Origin of the sequence: Photobacterium aquimaris (assembly GCF_002954455.1) — a bacterium.
GTDB lineage: Bacteria > Pseudomonadota > Gammaproteobacteria > Enterobacterales > Vibrionaceae > Photobacterium > Photobacterium aquimaris.
This window is the reverse complement of the sequence record NZ_MSCC01000001.1, coordinates 948,823-969,780: the sequence shown is the minus strand read 5'-3', so window position 1 is coordinate 969,780 and position 20,958 is coordinate 948,823. Positions and strand designations below refer to the sequence as shown.

The 20,958-nt window shown below is 39.6% G+C and carries 21 protein-coding genes, 1 tRNA gene and 1 pseudogene; 12 read left to right on the top strand and 11 right to left on the bottom strand.

Translation table 11 applies throughout. The features are described from left to right. From btuC to pheS, 5 genes are all read right to left on the bottom strand, one after another. Positions 1–993: a vitamin B12 ABC transporter permease BtuC gene (gene btuC / locus BTN98_RS04280; protein ID WP_060996690.1), complete on the bottom strand. Its 993-nt coding sequence runs from the start codon at positions 991–993 to the stop codon at positions 1–3. Between the two features lie 101 nt (positions 994–1,094). Continuing rightward, on the bottom strand, positions 1,095–2,156 hold the full coding sequence (locus BTN98_RS04275) for a succinylglutamate desuccinylase (RefSeq protein ID WP_060996456.1): 1,062 nt from the start codon (positions 2,154–2,156) through the stop codon (positions 1,095–1,097). A gap of 192 nt (positions 2,157–2,348) precedes the next feature. Further along, a complete protein-coding gene (gene ihfA, locus BTN98_RS04270) occupies positions 2,349–2,645 on the bottom strand; it encodes an integration host factor subunit alpha (RefSeq protein WP_036795089.1) in 297 nt (98 codons plus the stop codon). 454 nt (positions 2,646–3,099) lie between these two features. Next, positions 3,100–5,484, bottom strand: a complete 2,385-nt coding sequence (pheT, locus tag BTN98_RS04265; RefSeq protein ID WP_060996457.1) for a phenylalanine--tRNA ligase subunit beta — start codon at positions 5,482–5,484, stop codon at positions 3,100–3,102. A gap of 20 nt (positions 5,485–5,504) precedes the next feature. Beyond that, positions 5,505–6,488, bottom strand: a complete 984-nt coding sequence (pheS, locus tag BTN98_RS04260) for a phenylalanine--tRNA ligase subunit alpha (protein ID WP_060996458.1) — start codon at positions 6,486–6,488, stop codon at positions 5,505–5,507. Positions 6,489–7,240: 752 nt separating this feature from the next. On the opposite strand from pheS, the gene BTN98_RS04250 reads away from it, so the two are divergent. Together BTN98_RS04250 and BTN98_RS04245 are read left to right on the top strand one after the other, a co-directional pair. Then, on the top strand, positions 7,241–7,492 hold the full coding sequence (locus BTN98_RS04250) for a hypothetical protein (protein ID WP_060996460.1): 252 nt from the start codon (positions 7,241–7,243) through the stop codon (positions 7,490–7,492). A gap of 151 nt (positions 7,493–7,643) precedes the next feature. Next, complete coding sequence (locus BTN98_RS04245) at positions 7,644–8,126, top strand: GNAT family N-acetyltransferase (protein WP_060996691.1); 483 nt, start codon at positions 7,644–7,646, stop codon at positions 8,124–8,126. Positions 8,127–8,233: 107 nt separating this feature from the next. Here the strand turns inward: BTN98_RS04245 and rplT are convergent, their stop codons facing one another. From rplT to yqfB, 5 genes are all read right to left on the bottom strand, one after another. Continuing rightward, positions 8,234–8,587, bottom strand: coding sequence for a 50S ribosomal protein L20 (gene rplT / locus BTN98_RS04240; RefSeq protein WP_036795101.1), 354 nt, complete (start codon positions 8,585–8,587; stop codon positions 8,234–8,236). Positions 8,588–8,632: 45 nt separating this feature from the next. Further along, positions 8,633–8,827, bottom strand: a complete 195-nt coding sequence (rpmI, locus tag BTN98_RS04235) for a 50S ribosomal protein L35 (RefSeq protein ID WP_005367387.1) — start codon at positions 8,825–8,827, stop codon at positions 8,633–8,635. Between the two features lie 101 nt (positions 8,828–8,928). Continuing rightward, complete coding sequence (infC, locus tag BTN98_RS04230) at positions 8,929–9,480, bottom strand: translation initiation factor IF-3 (protein ID WP_080888971.1); 552 nt, start codon at positions 9,478–9,480, stop codon at positions 8,929–8,931. A 3-nt stretch (positions 9,481–9,483) separates the two neighbouring features. After that, a complete protein-coding gene (gene thrS / locus BTN98_RS04225; RefSeq protein ID WP_060996461.1) occupies positions 9,484–11,415 on the bottom strand; it encodes a threonine--tRNA ligase in 1,932 nt (643 codons plus the stop codon). A 197-nt stretch (positions 11,416–11,612) separates the two neighbouring features. Next, positions 11,613–11,939, bottom strand: a complete 327-nt coding sequence (gene yqfB, locus BTN98_RS04220; RefSeq protein ID WP_060996462.1) for a N(4)-acetylcytidine aminohydrolase — start codon at positions 11,937–11,939, stop codon at positions 11,613–11,615. Positions 11,940–12,219: 280 nt separating this feature from the next. On the opposite strand from yqfB, the gene BTN98_RS04215 reads away from it, so the two are divergent. Together BTN98_RS04215 and BTN98_RS04210 are read left to right on the top strand one after the other, a co-directional pair. Beyond that, complete coding sequence (locus tag BTN98_RS04215; RefSeq protein WP_060996463.1) at positions 12,220–13,086, top strand: fructosamine kinase family protein; 867 nt, start codon at positions 12,220–12,222, stop codon at positions 13,084–13,086. Positions 13,087–13,245: 159 nt separating this feature from the next. Next, positions 13,246–13,449: a CPXCG motif-containing cysteine-rich protein gene (locus BTN98_RS04210; RefSeq protein ID WP_060996464.1), complete on the top strand. Its 204-nt coding sequence runs from the start codon at positions 13,246–13,248 to the stop codon at positions 13,447–13,449. Here the strand turns inward: BTN98_RS04210 and BTN98_RS04205 are convergent. After that, positions 13,446–14,060: a riboflavin synthase gene (locus BTN98_RS04205; protein ID WP_060996465.1), complete on the bottom strand. Its 615-nt coding sequence runs from the start codon at positions 14,058–14,060 to the stop codon at positions 13,446–13,448. The two genes, BTN98_RS04210 and BTN98_RS04205, sit on opposite strands and share 4 nt — an antisense overlap. Positions 14,061–14,332: 272 nt before the next feature. Between BTN98_RS04205 and BTN98_RS04200 the strand changes: the two genes are divergently transcribed. From BTN98_RS04200 to BTN98_RS04165, 8 genes and pseudogenes are all read left to right on the top strand, one after another. After that, positions 14,333–14,986 (top strand): hypothetical protein, encoded by a 654-nt coding sequence (locus tag BTN98_RS04200; RefSeq protein ID WP_060996466.1) that lies wholly within the window; start codon positions 14,333–14,335, stop codon positions 14,984–14,986. After that, on the top strand, positions 14,983–16,017 hold the full coding sequence (locus tag BTN98_RS04195) for a glycosyltransferase family 2 protein (protein WP_060996467.1): 1,035 nt from the start codon (positions 14,983–14,985) through the stop codon (positions 16,015–16,017). Before BTN98_RS04200 ends, BTN98_RS04195 begins: the two co-directional genes overlap by 4 nt. Then, on the top strand, positions 16,010–16,390 hold the full coding sequence (locus tag BTN98_RS04190) for a GtrA family protein (RefSeq protein WP_060996468.1): 381 nt from the start codon (positions 16,010–16,012) through the stop codon (positions 16,388–16,390). Before BTN98_RS04195 ends, BTN98_RS04190 begins: the two co-directional genes overlap by 8 nt. After that, positions 16,387–17,541: a hypothetical protein gene (locus BTN98_RS04185; protein WP_060996469.1), complete on the top strand. Its 1,155-nt coding sequence runs from the start codon at positions 16,387–16,389 to the stop codon at positions 17,539–17,541. The genes BTN98_RS04190 and BTN98_RS04185 overlap by 4 nt, the downstream gene beginning before the upstream one ends. A gap of 205 nt (positions 17,542–17,746) precedes the next feature. Continuing rightward, a complete protein-coding gene (locus tag BTN98_RS04180) occupies positions 17,747–19,117 on the top strand; it encodes an MATE family efflux transporter (RefSeq protein ID WP_060996470.1) in 1,371 nt (456 codons plus the stop codon). 101 nt (positions 19,118–19,218) lie between these two features. Further along, positions 19,219–20,283, top strand: coding sequence for a DUF3080 domain-containing protein (locus BTN98_RS04175; RefSeq protein WP_060996471.1), 1,065 nt, complete (start codon positions 19,219–19,221; stop codon positions 20,281–20,283). Positions 20,284–20,377: 94 nt separating this feature from the next. Then, positions 20,378–20,639 (top strand): annotated as a pseudogene (locus BTN98_RS04170) (DUF5062 family protein). A 220-nt stretch (positions 20,640–20,859) separates the two neighbouring features. Beyond that, positions 20,860–20,936, top strand: a tRNA-Val gene (locus tag BTN98_RS04165). Positions 20,937–20,958: the final 22 nt, after the last annotated feature.

The window sequence follows — 20,958 nt, the reverse complement described above, 5'->3', positions numbered from 1 at the left end:
TTAATCCAACTGCGAACGCATTAACATCCAAATAAACACAGGTGCGCCAAGTGATGTTGTCACCACCCCAATCGGTAAATCAGCATCACTTAATAATATTCGTGATAAAGTATCGGCTAATACTAATAATATTGCACCACAAATAGCTGAGAGCGGCAGTAAATATTTATTTTCTGTACCCAGTTGCAACCTTAATAAATGCGGCACAACCAAACCAACAAATCCAATCACGCCTGCAAGAGCAACAGAGCACCCGACTAACAACGATATCATTAGAATCAATAACCATCGAATACGTCGAACATCCACCCCTAATTGACGTGCAGCCACATCCCCAAGCATCATTACATCCAATGATTTACCTTGCAGACAAAGCACAACTAATACCGGCACAATAAAGAATAATAACGATAATTGCGGCCAATTCACGCCAGCGACACTGCCCATCAACCAATACATTAACTGGCGCATACTTAAGTCATCACTGAAATAAAATGCCCATGTCACCACTGCGCCAGATAAGATCCCTAGTGCCACACCAATTAATAATAATCGCGCCATAGAGACTTTTTGACGGCGAGAGAATCCAACTAAAATCAGAGTAAATAATAACGCACCGACCATCGCAGCAAACATCGTCATCAATGGCGTAGGAGTGATAGGGATAACAAATAATAACAACACAACTGCTAGACTTGCGCCACCAGAAATACCAAGTACACCGGGTTCAGCTAATGGGTTCCCTAATAAAACCTGTAACACTGCACCAGAGCTTGCTAACGCCGCCCCGACCATCATTGCAGCTAATACTCGAGGTATTCGCAATTGCAATAATAATTGTTGCTGCAGTTCACCAACGGGGGCCCAAGGTAAAATCCATACTTCACCAACAGCAATAGCAAACAGACAAATAGCGCACAACAATACAGATGAAACAATCAACCAAGCACGCCATCGCCGTTGCTGTTGATGTAATAATTCATTTAACAATATCAAGACTTATTACGCTCAAAAGAGTAAGGTCAGACACCATACAGTGCCATTTTTATAATACAAACAAACACCATTAAAACTTCATTATTTAAAGATAATTATCAATATGATGGGTTAGATTTAGCATAAAATCTGACTTGTTCATCAAAAATTAGACTCGCTTTTTTAACCATCAATGCTGCTCGTTGACCAACGACAACATGTCGATTAGGAAAAACAACGGCTTCTCCATGTGTATCTGCGACATATTTTTTATCACCATCGACGGCAAACTCATGACCTTCAGTAAAAAAAGTAAAATTAGCAACATCATCATCAAAGGTAAATAAGAACTCAGGATGTCGCTTTACTATCGTTCGACTGACTTGATATACCTCTACTTCATTGGTCCAAATAATCGGCAAAGTAACATCAGTGATCAATTGCAGTATTGCATGTTGAAACGGCACCAAAACAGTAAAATCATTCTGCCCTAACTTGCCCACACGCCCAAGTTCGACAGTCAACGCCTGTGCACCGTGATATTCTGCGCTATACCATGCAAATGTCGGTGACGGTGTATTTGAAAGTAAAACAGCATCCAATTTGGCGTGATGGATGAAACTGAATAATTTATTACTGCGAGTTTGTTTATCAGTATAGGGGCTAATAGCGAAGGTATCGTGTTGTGATGGACGAATTGCACAATGTAGGTCAAGGTGCCACCGCTCTGGTTTTATGGCAATAGAGGTACCATAAAAGCTGTTAATGGCCAACTGTAATGCATTCGCAATACGACACTCATTGTTTTTCTCAAAATTTCTTACTTGAAACAGCCGATTCATATTTTCGGCCATAAAGCGTTGCTGATGATTAATCGCTTCAGGATGAGCAATAATCAATAGTAAACGGTGAACGGGTTGAATCTGCCCTAACACCACACTTGATGCTATTTGCTGAACAAGTTCAACTGGCGCAGTTTCATCACCATGAATGCCGCTAGACAATACAATATCTTTGGCATCAGAGGCTAATTCTCGTGGAGTGATTTGCAGCACACCACGGTATAAAAGTTGGCAGTGTAGCCCTGAATCTAATACCCACTCTCCTGCAACAAAAGGTTGGGAAAAGTCGCAAGTTGCTTTAAGAAACTGCCCGCGCTTTATCTGCTCAATTAACGTCATGATACAACCTCCTTGTTCATTTCACACACACCTTCTATCTTTGCCTATATCATCCTCGACATAAGAAATAACAATATTACTATTATTAATATAGCCCTGTTGCCAGTGCCGTCACAACGATAGGTAATAAAAAACCCAAGTAAAAATACATTTACTTGGGTTTCAGTTCAGATCAGCAAACTTGCGAAAGATTTATTTATTAACTTCTAAACTTTCGACACGAGCTTTAAGCTTCTGACCAGGACGGAATGTAACGACACGGCGTGCGGAGATAGGAATATCTTCACCCGTTTTAGGATTTCTTCCAGGTCTCTCATTTTTGTCACGCAAATCAAAGTTACCAAAACCAGATAACTTAACTTGCTCACCATTTTCTAAAGCCTTCCTAACTTCTTCAAAGAAGACTTCCACCGTATCCTTGGCGTCCCGTTTGCTTAATCCAACATTTTCAAACAGGTTCTCAGCCAAATCGGCTTTTGTGAGCGCCATAGATAACTCCCTCAAGACTATGTTGAATGGATAGTGTACATACCTACATATAAAGTATGCCACTGTGAATAAGGTATATGTCAATTAGAGATGTAATTCTAAACTGCAAAAACTACGGGACTATATTATCCCTCTCACTATCAACTAGACTCAGTCTAAGCCAACTCGCTGATTTTCGCCAACTTTTTTACGTTAACTTCATGTCAAATCACACCATTTTAGTTACAAATTTTTGCTACAATAGTGCATCTAGTTGAGCTTACCAAGACAACAAACAGCATTAAATCACTAAAAAACCAAACATATACAGTTAAAAACTCTATTTGGATACTTGAAATCAGAAAATATAACTATTTATCAAGCTGTTATTATTTTTTAGATCTTGATCAAAAAAAAGCAGCCTCAAGAGGCTGCTTTCCTAAAACAAAGACTTAAATTTAATTATGATGCTTTTTTAATCACGAAGTGATGCATCAAATTTTTCAGCCAATGCATTAACAATACTTTCTACTGCTGCTGCAATATCAGCTTCTTCTAATGTACGCTCAGTTGATTGCAATGTTAGCGCAATCGCAAGACTCTTCTGACCGTCATCTACACCTTTACCAGTGTAAACATCAAATAGATTAACTGCTTTTAATAGCTCGCCACCGTTTTCACGACAAGCAGCCACAACATCACCCGCAGCAATATCTTCATTTACTACAACCGCAATATCACGACGGTTTGCAGGAAATTTAGAAATAGCGACAGCTTCAGGAAGCATACGCGTATTGATTGCTGCCCACTCAATTTCAAATACGATAGTACGACCGTTTAAGCCGAACTTACGCTCCAGCTCTGGGTGTACAGTACCGATGAAACCAATTTCTTTACCATCAACAACGATTGCTGCTGATTGGCCTGGGTGAAGTGCTGGGTGTTTAGCAGCTTTAAAGCTATAAGCATCTTTTGCAGTTAGCTCAAGAACGGCTTCTAAATCACCTTTAAGATCAAAGAAATCAACAGTGTTAGTTTCAATATCCCAATGCTCATCACTACGGTTACCCGCAATCACACCTGCAAGCATCATTTCTTGACGCATGCCGTTTTCTGCTGATTGCTCAGGCACAAAACGTAGACCAGCTTCAAATAAACGTACACGTGGTTGCTGACGCTTTTGGTTGAACACTACTGTATTTAGTAGGCCAGTCCATAGACTCAAACGCATTGCTGACATATCCGCAGAAATAGGGAATGGCAGAATCAATGGCTCAATTTCAGGCACGATCAGTTTTTGTTGCTCAGGCTCAACAAAGCTATAAGTAATCGCTTCTTGGAAACCACGACCAACGAGCAAATCACGTACACGTTTCAGCGGTAAATTCGCTTCTTTGTGTAGGTTCATGCTAAGTGCTGCAACTGGTGATTGGTTCGGAATATTGTTGTAGCCGAAAATACGACCAACTTCTTCCACTAAATCTTCTTCAATTGCCATGTCAAAACGCCATGCAGGTGCTGTTGCTTTCCAGCCAGCATCTGTAGTTTCAACATCACAACCTAGGCGTGTTAGGATTTCAACCACTTCTTCAGAAGCAATTACATGACCTAATAAACGATCTAGCTTAGAACGACGCAGCTCAATTGTTGCCGCTTTAGGCAAATCAGCTTCTGATTCAGCTTCAATGATAGGTGCAACTTCACCACCACAGATTTCAACGATAAGTGCAGTAGCACGCTCCATCGCTTTCACTTGTAGTGTAGCGTCAACACCACGCTCGAAACGGTGTGAAGAATCAGTGTGTAGACCGTAGCTACGAGCACGACCACGGATCGCGTCTGGTGCAAAGAATGCACACTCAAGTAGTACATCTTTGGTCTCAGCGTTAACGCCAGAGAACTCACCACCGAAGATACCTGCAATCGCTAGTGCTTGCTTGTTATCTGCAATCACCAGTGTATTGTCGTTTAGTTCAGCTTCGTTGCCGTCAAGAAGAGTTAGCTTTTCGCCTTGCTCAGCCATACGCACAACAATACCGCCATCGATCTTAGCCAGATCGAATGCGTGCATTGGTTGACCCATTTCAAGCAATACATAGTTAGTGATATCTACGATTGGATCAATTGAGCGTGTACCACAACGGCGTAGTTTCTCTTGCATCCATAATGGTGTTTCAGCTTGTGCATTAACATTACGAACGATACGACCAAGGTAACGTGGACATGCAGCAGGAGCTTTAACTTCAATTGAAATAGTATCAGCCGCTGTTGGCGCAACGATATCAAATTGAGGTTCAGTCACTTCAGCGCGGTTTAATACGCCTACTTCACGAGCAAGACCAGCAATGCTTAGGCAATCTGCACGGTTAGCTGTTAGATCTACATCGATAGTCACATCGTCAAGACCTAGGAATTCACGGAAATCAGTACCTAATACTGCACCTTCTGCAAGTTCCATGATGCCATCAGACTCAACATCAATACCAAGCTCTGTGAAAGAACAAAGCATACCGTGAGATGGCTGACCGCGTAGTTTTGCCTTTTTGATTTTAAAATCACCAGGCAGAACAGCACCAACAGTTGCCACTGCAACCTTGATACCTTGACGGCAGTTAGATGCGCCACAAACGATGTCTAGTAGCTCTTCAGCACCAACATCTACTTTTGTTACACGTAGCTTGTCAGCATCTGGGTGTTGAGCACACTCAACAACCTGACCAACTTTAACGCCAGTGAATTCACCAGCAACAGCTTCAATGCCGTCAACTTCCAAACCAGCCATTGTGATTTGGTGAGCTAGCTCTTCGCTGTTTACTGCAGGATTAACCCACTCGCGTAGCCAAGATTCAGAGAATTTCATAGATTTCTAGCCCCTAGTGCTTACTTGAACTGTTTTAGGAAACGTAAGTCGTTCTCAAAGAACGCACGTAAATCGTTAACGCCGTAACGAAGCATGGTTAGACGTTCAACGCCCATACCAAATGCAAAGCCTGAGTATTTTTCAGGATCGATGTTAACAGAACGAAGTACATTAGGATGAACCATACCGCAGCCCAAAACCTCTAACCACTTACCGTTCTTACCTTTAACGTCAACTTCAGCTGAAGGCTCAGTGAATGGGAAGAATGAAGGACGGAAACGTACCTCAACTTCTTCTTCAAAGAAATTACAAAGGAAATCGTGAAGAATACCTTTCAATTGTGCAAAGTTTACATTTTCGTCAACTAACATACCTTCCACTTGGTGGAACATTGGTGTGTGAGTTTGATCGTAATCATTACGGTATACACGGCCAGGCGCAATAAAGCGGAATGGCGGTTGACCATTTTCCATGGTACGGATCTGAACACCAGAAGTATGCGTACGTAGCATCAGATCTGGGTTAAAGAAGAACGTATCGTGATCAGTACGTGCAGGATGATCTTCGGCAATGTTCAATGCATCGAAGTTGTGGAAAGCATCTTCAATTTCAGGACCAGCTTCAGTAGTAAAACCAAGCTCACCAAAGAAACTTTCAATACGCTCAATGGTACGTGTCACAGGGTGAAGACCACCATTCTCAATACGGCGACCTGGTAAAGAAACATCAACAGTCTCAGCCGCAAGCTTAGCTTCAAGCTCTGCACGTTGTAGACCATCTTTGCGCTCAACAAGTAATGTCTGTACTACTTGTTTCGCTTTATTGATTTCTTGACCAGCAGTGCGACGCTCTTCTGGTGGTAATTTACCTAGGGCTTGTAGTTGAAGAGTTAAATGACCCTTCTTGCCTAGAAATTGAACTCGGACTTCGTCCAGAGCGACTGATGAATCAGCCTGCCCAATAGCTGCCGTTGCGTTGGCAATAATCTCGTCTAGATGTTGCATCGTATCCTCATCCACCCACAGGTGGCGTCCTTAAGGGAGATATAAAATCGCGTAACGATACATACTAAAGAAAGCAGCGTCTAAAACCAAATTGAATCGTAATAAAACAGTAAGTTTGGACGAAAAAAAAACGTCTTTTGCCATTAAAATCTGAATTTGTGCTTTTTAAGTACACTCCCGCCCTGCGACATAAGACTATAAAACAGATTTCGCACACCTATATTCCATTTTTCTCTCTTCCTAAAATGAGATGAAAAAAGTAAATTTTAGCAATATTTATTTTGGAATAATCATTATGAACACCCAATACTTTTCAGCTTTAATAAAAATGAGTCTTTTCGCATCTTTACTCTGTTTAGGTTTGGTGTTGTTAGGTAACTACGGCCTCCTTTCCAACATGCCAATTGAAGTTAAAGACCTAACAACCAATCAAACTCATATTGATTACATCCATATCATTTTCTATGTTGTTTTTAATTGTATGTTTGTAGGATTTCTTGGTTGTCTATTATGGAGAGCAAAACATTCACAACAGCAAATGAAACAGTATCTTGTTCATAACTAATTGTTAATATTAGCTAATCATCCAACAAAGATGTTTATACCTGCGCCTCTTAACGTTATCTGCCAATTATTGAGGCGCTTTATATGTAATAAAGCTGTGATAAATACGATCTTTTTTAATCAAATTGGTTTTAAAATTACATTTTTCAGTGTAAATTATGATCAATGTCAATGTTAGGAACCATATTATGAATACTAAAGATCTTGCTGCTCTCTCAAAAATTTCAACTATCGCTGCGATTCTTTGTACTGCTTTATTGCTGCTTGGTAATTATGGCCTAGCATCAGCAATGCCGATTGCACCAGAAGAGGGTTTCAATTTCATTAATCTTGTCTTCTTTATGGGTTTCAATACCTTATTTGTTACTTTCCTAGCGTTCTTACTGAAAACGCTTGCAACAGCAAACAAAAAGCGTAATCAACGTTATGCGCGTGCATAATCGGTATTAAACAATTCTATTATTAGAAACCAGTCATCTTGTTATAACAATGACTGGTTTTTTTATACCTTGTGTTTCTGCAGATGCAAAATATGAGTTTCAATATGGTTATAAAATACCAACCCCATTAGTAATAACAGGAACCGCAGTCATGGATATTGATATAATCGCTATCAACGCAAATTTTGATGTGGAACTCTGCAAAATAATTAAGCAAGTCGGCGCTGAGTTTGGAGCAGTAGGTGAAGGGTTTGGTCCATCAGATGCTGAAGTATTAAATATGAGCCACTTTTATCACGATGGTGCTAGTAGTTTATATTTAGTGGCTTTAGTTAATGGCAAGCTTGTCGGTGGCTGCGGTATTGCCCCTTTCAATAACAGTAAAACAACGTGTGAACTAAAAAAACTGTTTCTGTTACCCGATGGGCGCAAACTCGGATTAGGAAAAAAACTTTCCCTTCAATGTTTAGCATACGCACAAACAAAAGGTTTCACAGAATGTTATCTAGATACACTATCGAGCATGCAATCTGCAATCGGTCTGTATGAAACGTTAGGCTTTACTCACCTTGATATGCCATTAACAGGCACTCAACATGGCGGTTGTGATATCTGGATGCTAAAACAGCTCTAGAGAAAAAAGAAGTGAGTGTTTAATGAATAAAGAAAAAACAAAATAACAGTCTATATGAAAAAAGGAGAGCCGAGGCTCTCCTTTCAATTTAAAACTAGACTGATAAATTACAGTGCAGCTTTTGCCTTTTCCACAAGAACAGTGAAAGTAGCTTTGTCAAATACAGCGATATCAGAAAGGATCTTACGATCGATTTCGATAGACGCTTTCTTAAGACCGTTGATTAGACGGCTGTAAGACATACCATTTTGACGTGCAGCAGCGTTGATACGTGCAATCCAAAGTTGACGGAAAGTACGTTTCTTCTGACGACGGTCACGGTAAGCGTATTGACCAGCTTTAGTAACAGCTTGGAAAGCTACGCGGTAAACACGTGAACGTGCACCGTAGTAACCTTTAGCTTGTTTAAGAACTTTCTTGTGACGTGCACGCGCTTGTACACCACGTTTTACGCGAGGCATAGGAGACTCCTAACTAAAATTAAAAAAATATAAAACTAAAAACGATTAAGCGAACGGAAGCATACGAGCAACTGCAGCCACTTCACACTTAGGAAGGATTGCATTTGGACGAAGCTGACGTTTGTTCTTAGTAGTACGTTTAGTCAGGATGTGACGCTTAGTAGCGTGCTTAAACTTAAAGCCACCAGCTGTTTTTTTGAAGCGCTTAGCTGCGCCACGATTTGTTTTCATCTTTGGCATGAGATGATAACTCCGCATTGTTGATAGTTAATAATCATAGTAATAGGGCGAACAAAAAGCGCTACTTAAAAGCAGCGCTTTTAGCTACTTGAATGCCGTTATTACTTCTTCTTTGGGGCAAGCATCATGGTCATTTGACGACCTTCTACACGATTAGGGAAACTTTCACAGACCGCGATCTCTTCAAGTTCTGCCTTAATACGATTAAGAAGCTCAATACCAATGCCTTGGTGGGCCATTTCACGACCACGGAAACGTAGTGTGACTTTACCCTTGTTGCCCTCTTCTAAAAAGCGAGTCAGGTTGCGTAGTTTTACCTGATAATCGCCTTCGTCTGTACCAGGTCGGAATTTAACTTCTTTGATCTGGATTTGTTTTTGATTCTTCTTTTGCTCTTTAGCAGCCTTGCTCTTTTCGAACAAGTACTTACCATAGTCCATCACACGACAGACTGGTGGCTCGGCATTAGGGCTAATTTCAACTAGATCCACACCAGCATCAAGAGCAACATTCATTGCTTCTTCAATAGAAACAACACCGACTGATTCGCCGTCAAGGCCAGTTAGACGAACTTCACGTACGCCACGAATTTCTTCATTCAGACGATGCGCGTTTTGCTTAACTGGTGCTTGGGTTCTTTTTCCGCCTTTAATACCTTATTCCTCCACAACATTGAGCTTACGATTGCTGATCTCTTCTTGCATAAATGCAATAAGTTCATCAATCTTAAATTTACCCAAATCTTTACCCTTGCGAGTACGAACTGCTACTACGCCTGCTTCGACTTCTTTGTCACCACAAACGAGCATGAAAGGCACTCGCTTCAAAGTATGTTCGCGGATTTTAAAGCCAATCTTCTCATTTCTCAAGTCCGCATTGACTCTAATTCCACTTTTTTTCAATTTTTCTACAATTTCTTGCACATATTCTGCTTGAGAGTCAGTAATATTCATCACTACAGCTTGCTGAGGCGCCAACCATGTTGGGAAGAAGCCTGCGTAATCTTCGATAAGAATACCGATGAAGCGCTCTAGTGAACCAAGAATTGCACGGTGAATCATAACCGGTGTATGGCGTTCGTTGTCTTCACCTACATATGTAGCGCCTAAACGCTCAGGTAATGCGAAGTCAAGTTGAACAGTACCACACTGCCATGCGCGATCAAGGCAATCGTGAAGTGTAAACTCGATCTTAGGACCGTAGAATGCACCCTCACCTTCTTGAATATCAAATGGAATTTCCATTGACTCAAGCGCGGTAACTAAATCGGCTTCAGCTTTGTCCCACATTGCATCAGAGCCAACACGCTTTTCAGGGCGAGTTGATAATTTAACAACAATGTTATCAAAACCAAATGTCTTGTATGTATCATACACCATTTCGATGCAAGATGTAACTTCTTGTTGTACTTGTGCTTCTGTACAAAAAATATGCGCATCATCTTGGGTGAAACCACGTACACGCATAATACCGTGAAGTGAACCAGAAGGCTCATTACGGTGACAAGAACCAAACTCTGCCATACGTAATGGTAAATCACGGTATGACTTAAGGCCTTGGTTAAAGATCTGTACGTGACCAGGACAGTTCATCGGCTTGATAGCGTATTCACGGTTCTCAGAACTTGTAGTGAACATCGCTTCAGCGTACTTATCCCAGTGACCAGAACGTTCCCAAAGCACACGGTCCATCATTAATGGGCCTTTTACTTCTTGGTAATCGTATTCGTTTAGTTTTTCACGAACAAATACTTCTAGCTCACGGAAGATAGTCCAACCGTTATGATGCCAGAATACCATACCTGGAGCTTCTTGCTGCATGTGGAACAGATCAAGTTGCTTACCGATTTTACGGTGGTCACGCTTTGCAGCTTCTTCTAAACGCGTTAGGTGCGCTTTCAGTGCTTTCTTATCGTGGAATGCAGTACCGTAAATACGTTGTAGCATCTTGTTATCACTATTACCACGCCAGTATGCACCAGCAACGCTTAATAGCTTAAAGTTCTGACAGAAACCCATGTGTGGTACGTGTGGACCACGACACATGTCAATGTATTCTTCATGATGGTATAGACCTGGACGATCGTCACGAGCAACGTTTTCATCTAGGATTTCGATCTTGTACGTTTCGCCACGAGCATCAAACGCATCACGCGCTTCTTGCCAGCTCACGTTTTTCTTCACAACTTGATACTTAGTTTTCGCTAGTTCAAGCATGCGCTTTTCAATAACTTCAAGATCTTCTTGTGTTAATGATTGCTCTAGATCGATATCGTAGTAAAAACCATTGTCAATCGTAGGACCGATCGCCATTTTTGCTTCAGGGTACAATTGTTTAATTGCATGGCCTAGCAAGTGTGCACATGAGTGGCGAACGATTTCAAGACCATCAACATCATCTTTTACTGTGATGATTTCTAGGCTAGCGTCATTTTCGATAAGATCACAAGCATCAACACGAACACCATCAACACGCCCTGCAATGGTTGCTTTCGCAAGACCAGGACCGATTGAAAGTGCAACGTCCATTGTTGATACAGCGTCGTCGAATTGACGTTGACTACCGTCAGGAAGAGTAATAACAGGCATTTAAATATCCTTAAACAGTGGTGCCACACACCAAGTAGCACATGTTGAGTTAACAAAGCTTTTAGAGAAGCTTTTATGAATAAAAATGTTTTTACTTTGATGCCGCAATACTGAGCAACATGCTAAGGTAAAAACTGGGTGACACTATACAAACGGTAACAAGATATTGCAAAGGATCACCCTAACTTTTTATACGCTTATTTTACTAAGGCGTAATTCACTACGTACAGTTTCTCGATACCAGGGTAAATATCGTTAATAACCGCTTTTAGTTCCGTTAACGTCATGTTTTCTTGTTGAGCATGAAAATCATTCAAATCACTAAATGCTATTGGTTCAACACTTAAAATCTCTAAGCGACAAAACCAGCGTCCATCCTCGTAAGTTGATACATCAACGGTAGTACCTGAAACATAATGACGTTCAGCTTCATCACGAATCGTTATTGTCTTTTTTCCTGACAATATATCGCTTTCAAAACGTGCAAAAAAAGTCATTTCTGTAGGGATAATAGGTGTAGTCATTATAATGTCCTTCACGACTAAATAAATTTTCGCCTAGAGTAACTACAAATATTTAAAAGTAAACGGACAATCACCAAGGAAAATAAATATTTATCTAAGATTAATAAAATTCCAACTTTAACAAAACAGCAAGTAGTTCATTTGTTTTCAATGTGTTACACCTGTACACCTTAATGAATTACTTAAAATAGCATCAACTTCACAGATATATATAAAAGAAATGGACTAAGATGTTGATAGACAAGTTTTATCTAGTCCAATTTTATGCGTGGAGGGTGCTATGTGGCAGGCTATTTCTCACCAGTTGTCGGAAGTACTTGGTCGACAGTTCAAAATCAACGAACGTGAAGCTATTCTAGGTGGTGATGTTAACCAATGCTATTGTGTTGGCGATGGCGAACAGCGCTTTTTCATCAAACTGAATGACAAAGATCAGCTTACTGTTTTTGAAACTGAAGCCGAAAGTTTACGTATCCTCAATGAAGCTAATTGTGTTCAAGTACCACAACATTTCCATCTTGGTACTTGTCGTGATAAATCTTTTCTTATTCTAAATTATCTTCCCACTAAAACCATTGATGACGAGTCTGGCTATAAACTCGGTCAACAACTCGCCCAACTGCATTTATGGGGCGACCAAGTAGAATTTGGTTTTGATTTTGATAACTATATTGGTTTAACCCCTCAACCCAATAAATGGCGTCGTCGCTGGGATAAATTTTTTGCAGAACAACGCATTGAATGGCAATTACAACTTTGTGAAGAAAAAGGGTTACATTTTGGTGATATTGACACAATTACAGCCAATGTCGCGCAACGACTAAGTAATCATCAACCTAAACCTTCACTGCTCCATGGTGACTTATGGCATGGTAATACGGCACTAACTGTATTAGGCCCGATTATTTTTGATCCGGCGACTTATTGGGGTGATCGTGAATGTGATATCGCTATGACAGAGTTGTTTGGCGGTTTTCCTGCTAGCTTCTATAAAGGTTATCAATCTGTCTACCCTTTAGACGAGGGCTATCAAGACCGTAAAGATCTTTATAATCTTTATCATATTCTTAACCACTGTAATCTCTTTGGAGGCGAGTATATGGGGCAAGCGCAGCATATTATTGCCAAGTTACTGTTAGAAGAGTAATTAAGGTTATTTATTTTCATATCACGCCAGCACTATTGCCACATAGTGCTGGTGCTTCAAACCTGTATTCGCAAAATAGAGAACAACCAACTAGGATCTATAATAATATACAGCACAATTATTAAACGATGCCTTTCATATTTATATTAAGGATCTATTATGCACAAATATTCAACTCAAAACGTCTGCTGCCCACATTGCGGTCACAGTATAAGAATCCCTCTTGATGCGAGTGCTGGTAGTCAAGACTTTTATGATGATTGCACTATTTGCTGTAATCCTATTCATTTAACCATGGAAGTCGATGAACTACATAAAACCATTAATCTATTTGTTGATGCTGACGATGAGCAAATATTTTAATAATGGGTCTTATTTGCCATCATACGTTCAACAGTATCCACAATAGCTTGTGTTTGAGGATCAATTTCCACATTAATAACATCATTTATTATGCGGTTTTTAAGGTTAGTGCGTTGTAAGGTTTCAGGAATTAAATTGACATTAAAATGGCCGTCTTTAACTTCACCAATGGTTAAGCTAATACCATCAATACCGATGTACCCTTTTGTGAAAATATATTTTATTAATTGTGCAGGCACTGAAAACCATATTTGATGATTATTTTCAGTAATATTTACGGCTGAGACTGTTGCTGTAGTCATAATATGACCCGACATGGCATGCCCTCCAATCTCATCGCCAAACTTAGCTGCACGTTCAACGTTGACATAATCCCCAACATTGAGCAGACCCAAATTGGTCACATTCAATGTTTCTTGCATTAAATCAAACGATACTAATTGATCATTAATTTCCGTTACCGTCAAACAACAGCCATTGTGCGCCACAGAAGCACCCACTACTAATCCTTGAGTCATCTCAAAAGGTAAACGAATAATATGCGTTTGAAACTGCGTTTTTTTATCAATACTAACGACTTGTGCAGTAGCTTGTATAATTCCAGTAAACATACCTATCCTTATATTATTTCACTTATTTACTCTATGATTAATATATCAGTTTATTAAATATTATTAATACAAACGCACATAAAATGCTCGATAAAGTAACGTTCTTGTCAGCTATAGTTATCAAGAATAACTTTTTGACATTGAGGTGACACTTTAAAAGTGCCATAAGCGTATTAATTGTATAACAATAAAAGTTAGCCAATTTTGACTAACTTTTCTATTTTATACCTAGTCAACCTAGTCAATAAATAACATCTATTTAAAGGTGCATCATGGCCGCTAATGCCTCGTCAACCGTTACATTGTCACCACAACAACAGCAACAAACTATTTTACGCATTTTACTTATTAGCTTGTTAGTGGTGTTATCTGGATATTATGTTTGGGTACTTTATAAAGCAATAACGCCTAATGTCAGCCTTGCTTATAAAGCATACTATATTAAAAATCAGACCTTATATTGGCAACCTAAACAACCTAACCTTGCGCTAACATTACCAAGCACCTTAAATACAACCAATAATGTGCCCAATTTATCTCGAGCTGGCTGGAGTTTTAATACCCGTAATCATATGCGCCAGCTGTCGCAGCAAGGTGGTTTATACTTTACATTACCGAATGAACCTACAACCAATGTTAAGATTACATTTACCTTAGCAAAAACGCAGCAACCGCTAAAACCATTGACGTTTACCTTTAATCATCACCAAGGCACATTATTACCGCAAACACAGGGAAATACACTGGTTGCTCAACTGCCAAAACAACAATTTTTAGCAGCATCACAACAATTACAATCATTCATATTAACTACGCCAACACCACTACAAGTTACGGCAATAAGTCTAACACCAACGAATGTAGATACTTTAGCTTTGCCACATAGTGCTGGCTCTTTTAATCAAAAAATTGGGAACGTCGAATGAATAATAAACCAAACCCGCTTGATTACCGTTTATCGCTTATTGTGCCCGTTTATAACGAAGAGGTTGCTATTGAGCCCTTCTTAGCGGCTATCAATGACAAACTCAGTAGCATTCGCTCACACATCGACATTGTGTTTATTAATGACGGCAGTAAAGATAATACTCGGCACGTTATTGATAGAATGATAGAACAAGATCCAAGTATCTCATTGGTAAATCTCGCCCGTAACTTTGGCAAAGAAGCCGCAATGACTGCAGGTTTAGACTACGTTCAAGGCGATGCTGCCGTCATCATGGATGTTGATTTACAAGATCCACCTGAAGTAATTTTAGAATTTGTTGATCTGTGGTTAACGGGTAATTATGACACGATTTATGGTGTTCGCGTTGATCGCTCACAAGATACTTATACTAAACGCTTAACTGCTGGCGGTTTTTACCGTTTCTTTAACTTTTTATCAGTCGAAACCACACTACCAGAAAATGCGGGAGATTTTCGATTAATAAACCGTCGCGTAATCGAAACAGTTAAACAATTACCTGAACGTAATCGTTTTATGAAAGGCTTGCTAGCGTGGTCATCATTGCGCGCTATTGGGGTAAATTTTCAGCGTCCAGAACGTCTTATTGGCGACACCAAATTTAATTATTGGAAGCTGTGGAATTTTGCAATGGATGGCATCACAAGTTTTACAGCTTGGCCATTACGTGTTTGGGGCTTTGTCGGTTTTGGAATTTCATTCTTATCTTTCATCTTTTTAATGTACATCGTTATTAGTGCGATCTGTTTTGGAATCCATACCCCTGGTTATGCCTCCACCATTTCTGTGGTGCTATTTTTAGGCGGTATTCAACTGATATCTTTAGGTGTGATTGGTGGCTATGTTAGCCGTATTTATACTGAGCTTAAACACCGACCGATCTATTTAGTAGAAGATGTGTATGGGAATTATAAAAATAATCCACCAGCATCAAACAATCAACATCGCACTCAAACAACAGTAAATAAACCTAGTCATCATTATGAGTAATTCTTTTGTTAAACATTTTTGGCAACTTAACCGTTTCGCTATTGTTGGGTTATTAGCCACAGCAGTACATTTGTCGATTGTGCGCTTGTATTTTTTTCAAATGGCACACCCTTCAGAATATATGGCCAATATTCTAGGATTTTCCGTCGCTTTTTTAGTGTCGTATTTTGGTCACCGCCATTTTACTTTTGCCCAAAAAGGCTCGTTTTTTAAATTCTTGGCCGTGTCTCTATTTGGTTTTTTAATTAATAACCTTATTTTGGTGACATTGTTACAAACAGCACATGTTAAGGGATGGATAGCAGTCACTATTTCAACCTTGTGTGTACCAATTATTACTTTTATTTTATCAAAATTTTGGGTCTTTAAATGAATCCCTTATCTATTACAGACATTCGTCTTACCCGCAAAGATTGGTTAAATCTGATCTTTGCTGTCATTGTTAGCCGTATTGTTATCTACGCCCTTGGTCTGTGGGGTGTTAATATGTTCATGACTGGGCATTATGCAGAACAACCTTTACTACAAACAGTTTGTCGTTTTGACTGCGTGTGGTTTTATCGCATAATTGATAATGGTTATGATCTTGTTCCACAATGGCTTGGTCAAAAAAATGCAGCAAATTGGGCGTTTATGCCATTGCAGCCCTTTCTAGGATGGATATTCTCGCACTTAACCTCGTTTGAAAACCCGATTAATAACTACCGCTTTGGGTTAGCATTTGCATCTAATCTCGCATTTTTATTTAGCATTCCAATGGTATTAATGGTGCTCAAGCAGCTAAAAATAAGTGCTGCAACACGTTCTACCATGGTATGGATCTTGTGTTTTTCACCTTATACGGTTTACTCCTCTGCTGGTTATACCGAGCCACTCTTTATTGCTTTAGTAGCTGGTGTGTTCTTATTTAGCTATCGCCAACAGTGGTTTTGGGTTGCTATTTTAGGCATGCTTGCCGCTGTAACTCGTAACCTTGGTGTATTCTTAGTCTTCCCTGTATTAATTATTGCGCTTCAACACTACGGTATTCAAAGTTTCTTACGCTTTAAAACACCAGCATTAAAAGTTTTAGCGGCTATTTGGGTTATCCCTATTGGCTTTTTTAGCTTTATGACCTATTTGTATTTCCATGTTGGAGATGCACTTGCATTTGGCCATATTCAAATAGCTTGGGGACGTCAACTGACTAATCCATTTCATTGGTTAATGTTTGGTTTTGAAACAGGTGGTCCGAAATTATATCTCACCATCATGGCGCTACTTTCGTTTGCACTTAATATTTACTTGGTTGTGCGTAAATATTATGCCGAAGCGCTATTTATGTTTATTTGTTTAATACTACCGCTTTCATCAAGCCTTAATGCCATGCCACGTTACGCATTTGGCCTTTATCCAACCTTCCTTGGATTAGCCTTACTTGTCGAACGTTACCCTAATATTAAAACGCCAATGCTGTGTATTTTTAGTGCCGCAAGTACCTTTATTGCGATAGGTTTCTTTGGACATCACTTTTTTACAGTCTAACTCAGTACCCTTACTGTAAACTTAAGCTAACGGCCTCGATTTCAAGTTATCGAGGCCGTTTTTTTTATATGCATAAAGTGATAAATATTACTTGGTTTTGTGGATTTTATTTATATAATCCAGCCATATTTAGAATGCATTAAATAGTGCCTAGCCGCTATTCATTTACTCCCCCCTTTATTCTTCATTTTTGGAGCTATGCTGAGTGCAAAACTACACCAAAGAAACCACACAACTGCTCAAACTTGCGATACCTGTTTTAATTGCCTCTGTTGCCCAGACATCAATGGGATTCGTTGATACCGTTATGGCAGGTGGCGTCAGTGCAACCGATATGGCTGCCGTTGCGGTTGCTGCAAGTATTTGGCTACCTTCAATTTTATTTGGAGTGGGTTTGCTGATGGCGATTGTTCCTATCGTGGCCCAACTGAGTGGATCAGGTAAAAAGGACAAAATCCCCTTTGAAATTCAGACGGCTTTTATTCTCGCAGTATTGATTTCCATTCCCACTATGTTGATTCTGTACAATGCGGGAAGTTTGATCCATTACATGGATGTCGAGCCAGTACTTGCGGAAAAGACCGTCGGCTATTTACATGCAGTATTATTCGCCGTACCCGCATTTTTATTTTTCCAAACCCTAAAAAGTTTCTCTGAAGGTTTATCGTTTACCATTCCTGGTATGGTGATTGGCTTTTTAGGACTTTTACTTAACATCCCGCTCAACTGGATTTTTGTTTACGGTAAATTTGGCATGCCAGCACTGGGTGGTGTTGGCTGTGGTATTGCAACCGCTATCGTGTATTGGTTCATGTTTTTTGCCATGCTGGCGTTTGTTCTAATCAATAAACGTCTTAACAGTTTGAATGTGTTTGGCGTGATCTACCCGCCTAAGTTTGCCGCAATTAGTCGTTTGTTTAAACTAGGCTTTCCGGTGGCTGCATCATTGTTTTTTGAAGTGTCTCTATTTGCCGTTATTGCATTATTGATCTCGCCACTTGGGCCAATGAAAGTGGCTTCACACCAGATTGCAATGAATTTCTCATCGTTAGTTTATATGTTACCAATGAGTTTAGCGGCAGCTGTCAGCATTCGAGTTGGCCATAAAATGGGTCAAGAGGATATTATTGGTGCTAAAATTGCTAGTCATTGCGGTTTGATTGTCGGCACATCGTTAGCATTTTGTACGGCAATTTTAACGGTGATTTTCCGCGAGCAAATTGCATTACTGTATACAGATAACCCTGAAGTTATTATGTTTGCTGGTCAATTGTTGTTATTAGCCGCTATTTACCAATGTAGTGATGCAGTACAAGTTGTTGCCGCTGGTGCACTACGCGGCTATAAAGATATGCGCGCGATCTTCTTCTGTACTTTTATCGCTTATTGGCTATTAGGACTACCGATTGGGTACATTTTAGGAATGACCGATTGGATAGTAAAACCAATGGGGCCAGAGGGTTTCTGGATTGGCTTTATTATTGGCTTAACATCGGCCGCAATCTTGCTTGGTATGCGTATGCGTTGGGTACATAAACTTGACCATCAACGACAAATTGAAATGTCATTACGTTAACTGTTAACTCTGTATTATTAAAAAGTGATCTGAGGATCGCTTTTTTTTGTCTAAAATTGTGTGGTTGCATATGCTTAATATACCGTGACCAACGATAGAGTATGATGAAAATACCATTATTGGTGCTTTGTTGTGTATTGCTACTTACTGGCTGCAAAGAAAACACCACTGAAGCATTATTAGACAGTTATCAACAACGACTTGCTAACGTATTAAGGATTACGCCAGCAGAAACTCCGCGGTTGAATTTAGCCGCCCTTCCCGTCGCCCGCTCTCTCAAACAGCCAGTTGCAGATATTCGTATTGGATTATTAAATGCGTATGAATTACGTCAATGTGGTTTATTTCAGTTAATTGCAGAGCGTAATTCAATATTAGGCAAGGTACAGGATCAAACTCGTCAACTACGTTATGAATTGTTATTTTTAAAACAACTCGATCACTGTTTAAATGTTATTGATAGTAGCGACCCTTTGCACTCTCAATTAATGGATATTTATCATCAAAAGCAACAACAATTACCACGCGTAATCTGGAATATGGCATTTACTAGTCAAGAGTGGCGACAGCAATTTACCTTAGGTCATCAAGTGCTAGAGCTACAGCAATTTAGTGGTTATATCGAAAATTTAGCAGCATTTGATTATTTAGCGACACTAACGACAACAGTTACTTCAACGAATATGTCACAGGCATTCACAACCCTGACAGCAAAAAATATTGATCTTCTCCTTTATCATCAGCAGCAAATTCATAATATACACTATATTGGGCAGCTATTTTATTCCATAGTGCGCATAACAGCTGTACTTAATACTATTACAACTCAACTGAACCAGCATGAGAGTACTGTACTTTGCGGCCCAAATATTAATAATCAACAGGCTCTATATTTACGTAACGTTTTTTATAAATATTACGTCACTGATATTCAACCGTATTTAAGTACATTACAATCTCAATACCAACAGTTACAGCCTTATTTACACCGCTTCTACACCAAGCTCGTTAAAAACCATATTCAACCATCATCAGCGATGACCTTGTACGCTGATGATTATTTTGAGGGTCAACTACAGCATCAATTTCAACAAGCCACTCTTGAGCATGTTCATTATTGGCAACGATTATTTGAACGTTGTCAATTTAAGGTTGGGCATCAATAACTTGCTACCAACCTCAATTATCATTTTTGTTACTATTAGTTCATTTTTAGAATAGGTAAACTAGACTACATTGTAGAGGTTAAGGGAGATAACAATGAAAAAACATAAAAACGAAGCAAAACTTTTAAAAAAAAGCATTAGAACTTGGTTTCGCCTTTGCAAAAAAACAAGGATTTAACGATTTAGATCGTGGTGTAGGTTCAACAGATCGTGTGGAATGTATTTATCGCTTGTTAGTAGAGTGCAAACAAATCACGCCTTTAGCTGTCGATAAAGAAGACGGCGTTAACATGAAACATAAACTGGTGTTGTGGATCACTCGTCTATTACCAGAAAACCACGAACTGCTTCAATAATTCAATTGTGTAGTCACTAGTACTTTGCTAGTGACTCTTCCCGCTAAGAATATGCGCGATCTCACATTCGGCTATTTCTCCACCACCAAATTGGCTATTGTGCAAGCAAACGCACTGAATTCACTAAAAAACTCTATTTAAACACTTGCCTAGATTACGGTGACTCGCTACTATGCTTGTCATTCGCTGATTACATTTAAACAGTAATTAAGCTGAAATTGCTCGCTTAGCTCAGTTGGTTAGAGTACTTGCATGACATGCAAGGTGTCACTGGTTCGAGTCCAGTAGCGAGCACCATTTTAAAATAAACGGCTTAATC

Excerpts from the sequence above, each read along its gene's own strand:
- BTN98_RS04275 (WP_060996456.1), bottom strand. The coding sequence starts at position 2,156 with ATGACGTTAATTGAGCAGATAAAGCGCGGGCAGTTTCTTAAAGCAACT.
- ihfA (WP_036795089.1), bottom strand. The coding sequence starts at position 2,645 with ATGGCGCTCACAAAAGCCGATTTGGCTGAGAACCTGTTTGAAAATGTT.
- pheT (WP_060996457.1), bottom strand. The coding sequence starts at position 5,484 with ATGAAATTCTCTGAATCTTGGCTACGCGAGTGGGTTAATCCTGCAGTA.
- pheS (WP_060996458.1), bottom strand. The coding sequence starts at position 6,488 with ATGCAACATCTAGACGAGATTATTGCCAACGCAACGGCAGCTATTGGG.
- BTN98_RS04250 (WP_060996460.1), top strand. The coding sequence starts at position 7,241 with ATGAATACTAAAGATCTTGCTGCTCTCTCAAAAATTTCAACTATCGCT.
- BTN98_RS04245 (WP_060996691.1), top strand. The coding sequence starts at position 7,644 with ATGGATATTGATATAATCGCTATCAACGCAAATTTTGATGTGGAACTC.
- rplT (WP_036795101.1), bottom strand. The coding sequence starts at position 8,587 with ATGCCTCGCGTAAAACGTGGTGTACAAGCGCGTGCACGTCACAAGAAA.
- rpmI (WP_005367387.1), bottom strand. The coding sequence starts at position 8,827 with ATGCCAAAGATGAAAACAAATCGTGGCGCAGCTAAGCGCTTCAAAAAA.
- thrS (WP_060996461.1), bottom strand. The coding sequence starts at position 11,415 with ATGCCTGTTATTACTCTTCCTGACGGTAGTCAACGTCAATTCGACGAC.
- yqfB (WP_060996462.1), bottom strand. The coding sequence starts at position 11,939 with ATGACTACACCTATTATCCCTACAGAAATGACTTTTTTTGCACGTTTT.
- BTN98_RS04215 (WP_060996463.1), top strand. The coding sequence starts at position 12,220 with ATGTGGCAGGCTATTTCTCACCAGTTGTCGGAAGTACTTGGTCGACAG.
- BTN98_RS04210 (WP_060996464.1), top strand. The coding sequence starts at position 13,246 with ATGCACAAATATTCAACTCAAAACGTCTGCTGCCCACATTGCGGTCAC.
- BTN98_RS04205 (WP_060996465.1), bottom strand. The coding sequence starts at position 14,060 with ATGTTTACTGGAATTATACAAGCTACTGCACAAGTCGTTAGTATTGAT.
- BTN98_RS04200 (WP_060996466.1), top strand. The coding sequence starts at position 14,333 with ATGGCCGCTAATGCCTCGTCAACCGTTACATTGTCACCACAACAACAG.
- BTN98_RS04195 (WP_060996467.1), top strand. The coding sequence starts at position 14,983 with ATGAATAATAAACCAAACCCGCTTGATTACCGTTTATCGCTTATTGTG.
- BTN98_RS04190 (WP_060996468.1), top strand. The coding sequence starts at position 16,010 with ATGAGTAATTCTTTTGTTAAACATTTTTGGCAACTTAACCGTTTCGCT.
- BTN98_RS04185 (WP_060996469.1), top strand. The coding sequence starts at position 16,387 with ATGAATCCCTTATCTATTACAGACATTCGTCTTACCCGCAAAGATTGG.
- BTN98_RS04175 (WP_060996471.1), top strand. The coding sequence starts at position 19,219 with ATGATGAAAATACCATTATTGGTGCTTTGTTGTGTATTGCTACTTACT.